The organism is Hymenobacter lapidiphilus (assembly GCF_013377885.1).
GTDB classification, from domain to species: domain Bacteria; phylum Bacteroidota; class Bacteroidia; order Cytophagales; family Hymenobacteraceae; genus Hymenobacter; species Hymenobacter lapidiphilus.
This window is the reverse complement of the sequence record NZ_JABKAU010000079.1, coordinates 1-2,837: the sequence shown is the minus strand read 5'-3', so window position 1 is coordinate 2,837 and position 2,837 is coordinate 1. Positions and strand designations below refer to the sequence as shown.

The following is a 2,837-nucleotide window of genomic DNA, read 5'->3' as shown; positions in this document are numbered from 1 at the left end:
GACAAGCTCAACATATTGCTAACATACCCTCCTTTTCGTGAACGGCCAGCAGCTGCCCGGCACCTGGTGGCCAGCTGGCCCCTGCCGGGCTGGGCGAGTTTAAGAAACTCGTCTACGAATCAAAGTTTAGGAAACGCACCAAGTAGCTGAGTTTCGTAAACGCCACCGTAGGAGTCTCGGGCCTGGGCAAACAGGATTTTAGGGGCAGTGGGGAAGTGCAAATAGTCCTCCCCTCTTTCTTGGTTCTATCCCTTTACATAATGAAGCTGTTTAGGAAGTACCTGGAATCAATCAGAACGTCATGCTAAGCTTGCCGAAGCATCTCTACCGCTTCGTTGAACGACTGCTACGAAGCGGTAGAGATGAGGTGGTCTAGTTATGCTGGACAGTTTAGGGCGTTAATTGGAAGAAGTTGTTGGTGAGCGCAATAGGGCGTCTGGTAGTCGATGCTGGAGTGCAGTCGCTCGTGATTATAATAGTCAAAATAGTCGGCGACGCTGCGCTGCGCGTCGGCCAAGCCGGCAAAAACAGGCCGCTCGCGGACTTCGAGTACTTCGGTTTTGAGCCGGGACCACAAGCTTTCGGCCTGTGCGTTGTCGTAGCAGTCGCCGCGTCGGCTCTGCGAGCGCACCGCCTGGTGGTCGTGCAGCAGTTGCCGGTAGGCATTGCCGCAGTATTGCCCGCCGCGGTCGGAGTGTACGAGCAGGCCCGGCAGGGACGGTTGGGACCAAAAGGCGCGCTGCAAGGCGCTGGTTACCAACTCCTCGGGCATCGTCGCCCCGACCTGCCAGCCCACAACCTGCTTGCTAGCTATGTCTTGAAAAGCGCACAGATAGGCCCAGTCGCCGTTGGCCAGGGGCAGGTAGGTGATGTCCGAGACCCAGACCCGGTTGGCCTGGGTGGGCTTGGGCTGGTCCAACAGCCGGTTCGGGGCGCAGCGCAGGCCGTGGGTCGAGTCGGTGGTGCGCGGGGTAAAGGCCTTGGGTTGCAGCGCGCGCAGGCCCCGGCGGCGCATGGCCGTGCGCAGGCGCTGACGGCCCACCCGGTAGCCCTTGTTGCGCAGCGCCACCTGGAGGCGGCGCGTACCGTAACAGCGCTTATGGATCCCGAAGACCTTGACCAGGGCCGTTTCCCACGCCGGTTCTGGCGCAGCGGCGGCCGGCTGTTGCACGTGCTGCCAAGCATAGTAGCCGCTGGCGGGCACGGCTACTACCTGGCAGAGCAGGCGCACCGGATACTGGCTCCGCTGCGCCTCGATGAAGCGGTAGCGGCTCATAGGGTGTCGGTCTGCGAGAGCCTGCGCTTAAAGCAGGCAACTGGCAATGGCTTTTTTTAAAATTTCCAGCTCCTGCGCCTGCCGCCGGGACAAGGCCCGCAGCTCACGCAACTCGGCGGCCATAGCCGGGTCTAAATCGGCCCCGCGAGCGGCCGCCACGGGCGTCAGGGCTTCTTTCTGCCACTTGTAGAGCAGCTTAGCATTGATATTTAAGGCGCGGGCCGCGGACTGGGTCGAGCGACTTTGCTCCGCCAAGCGTAGTGCTTCGGCGCGGAAGGCGGCATCATAACGCCGACGTTTAGGAGGTTGGGGGCTGTCTTTCATGACATTCGAAAGATAAGACCCTATTCTGTCCACATTTACCCGACCACCTCAAGATGCTTCGGCTCCGCGGACGCCAGATGAAGCATGACGGTCCTTTGACTTCCTAAACGGCTTCAATGTTTGTTGTCGGACACTTCCCGGAATCCGTGCCGTTTTAGGCTGCCTTTTGGGGCGCGGTCGGCGTGGTACTTTAGCGTGTCAATCCGAATTTATGATGTCTTTTTTCACTAACCCACTCACTTGGCAGCGCTGGATACCATTGGCACTCGGAATCAGTAGCGTAGGCGGGTTAACGACGTGCGCAGGCATTCATCAGGTGGAAGAGGTGAAATTTATCACGACGGACCTCGATAACTTTTGGGCTACCTATCCCGCTGTGCTGCAAGACACGGCGCAGGCAGCCTCCCTACTTCAGCAGCACTATTTTACTGCTGGTTCACCGGGCCTCCAGGAGTATTATCAAAATCGGTATCAGAGCAAGCCGCAGCCCTTTGCCCAACGCATCACGCAGCATCCCCGCTTCTATGCCTCTGCACGACACGCTATGCAGACAATTGCCGCGCAAAAGCCTCAGGTATTGGCGGCCTTTCGTCGCCTTCAAGCCCTTTACCCGCCCGTGCGCTTCAACCACATTTACTTTTTGGTGGGGGGCTTCCGGGGCAGCACCGCCCAACGGCAAGGGTTGCTAATTGGGGTCGAGTATTTGGTTGATGGGCCCGATGTGGACACTTCCGAACTGACCTTGGTGGAACGCAGGCGGTGTAGCCCCGTCGCAGCCATCCCCGCAATGGTCACCCACGAGATGATTCACAACACGCAACAACCGGCCGACGGTACCCTGCTGAGCTATGCCATTCGGGAGGGCATGGGCGATTTCGTGGCCGAGCTGGTAACGGGCATACCGGGCACGAATACCCGGTTGCATGAGTATGGGCAAGCGCACGAGCAGGAACTATGGCGGGCTTTTCAGCAAGAGATGAATGGGAAAGATGCCCGTAACTGGTTGGCTAATTCAGAACAGGAAACGACGAAAAAGCCCTGTGATTTAGGATACTACGTAGGCTATAAAATTTGCCAAGCCTACTACAATAAAGCAACAGATAAGAAACAAGCAGTTGCCGATATGCTGACGACAAAAGACTTCCAAGCCTTTTTTAGGCAAAGCGGTTATGCCCGTCAGTGGCAGGCACCTTAGATTTTACGTACTGTGAACAGTCGGCTATAAAACGTTATAAAA

At 57.5% G+C, this 2,837-nt stretch carries 3 protein-coding genes; 1 reads left to right on the top strand and 2 read right to left on the bottom strand.

Translation table 11 applies throughout. From position 1 onward, the window contains the following. Window positions 1-376: 376 nt before the first annotated feature. Window positions 377-1,276: an IS3 family transposase gene (locus HW554_RS20065; protein ID WP_176910307.1), complete on the bottom strand. Its 900-nt coding sequence runs from the start codon at window positions 1,274-1,276 to the stop codon at window positions 377-379. 27 nt (window positions 1,277-1,303) lie between these two features. Next, entirely contained in the window at window positions 1,304-1,600 is a 297-nt protein-coding gene (locus HW554_RS20060; RefSeq protein ID WP_176910306.1) for a transposase, read from the bottom strand. Between the two features lie 211 nt (window positions 1,601-1,811). Between HW554_RS20060 and HW554_RS20055 the strand changes: the two genes are divergently transcribed. After that, the gene (locus tag HW554_RS20055) at window positions 1,812-2,795 is read left to right on the top strand and encodes a gliding motility protein GldB-related protein (RefSeq protein WP_176910305.1); all 984 of its coding nucleotides are present in this window, start codon (window positions 1,812-1,814) and stop codon (window positions 2,793-2,795) included. Window positions 2,796-2,837: the final 42 nt, after the last annotated feature.

Coding starts and splice junctions, on each gene's coding strand:
- HW554_RS20065 (WP_176910307.1), bottom strand. CDS start 1,276: ATGAGCCGCTACCGCTTCATCGAGGCGCAGCGGAGCCAGTATCCGGTG.
- HW554_RS20060 (WP_176910306.1), bottom strand. CDS start 1,600: ATGAAAGACAGCCCCCAACCTCCTAAACGTCGGCGTTATGATGCCGCC.
- HW554_RS20055 (WP_176910305.1), top strand. CDS start 1,812: ATGATGTCTTTTTTCACTAACCCACTCACTTGGCAGCGCTGGATACCA.